Here is a 408-nt window from a genome sequence, read left to right on the forward strand (position 1 = left end):
ACCGCGAAGGACGCAACCCCGGTCCCGTGCTCGAGGCGGGCTGCTTTGCCCATGCCAGGCGCAAGTTCTTCGAGCTCGCCGATGTCGTCAGCTCGGCCCGCAAGAAGAGCCGCGGCCAGCGCAGCAGCATGGTCTATCCGATCGCGCTGGAAGCCGTGCAACGTCTCGATGCCCTGTTCGACATCGAGCGCGGCATCAACGGCAAGAGCCCCGCCGAGCGGCTTGCCACCCGCCAGGAACTCAGCGCGCAGCTGATGGCCGACCTGCACGCTTGGCTCACCGAGCAGGTCGCCAAGCTGTCGCGCGGCCATGATCTGACCAAGGCCTGCCTCTACATGCTGAAGCGCTGGGATGCGTTCACCCGGTTCCTCGACAATGGGCGCATCTGCTTGACGAACAACGCTGCCG

At 65.9% G+C, this 408-nt stretch carries 1 protein-coding gene; it reads left to right on the forward strand.

The genetic code is table 11. From position 1 onward, the window contains the following. Nucleotides 1–408: IS66 family transposase (locus tag AX692_RS00025; protein ID WP_155646227.1), on the forward strand; the 408-nt coding region annotated here is incomplete at both ends.

Origin of the sequence: Erythrobacter donghaensis (genome assembly GCF_001557325.1) — a bacterium.
In the GTDB taxonomy this organism is placed as follows: Bacteria; Pseudomonadota; Alphaproteobacteria; order Sphingomonadales; family Sphingomonadaceae; genus Erythrobacter; species Erythrobacter donghaensis_B.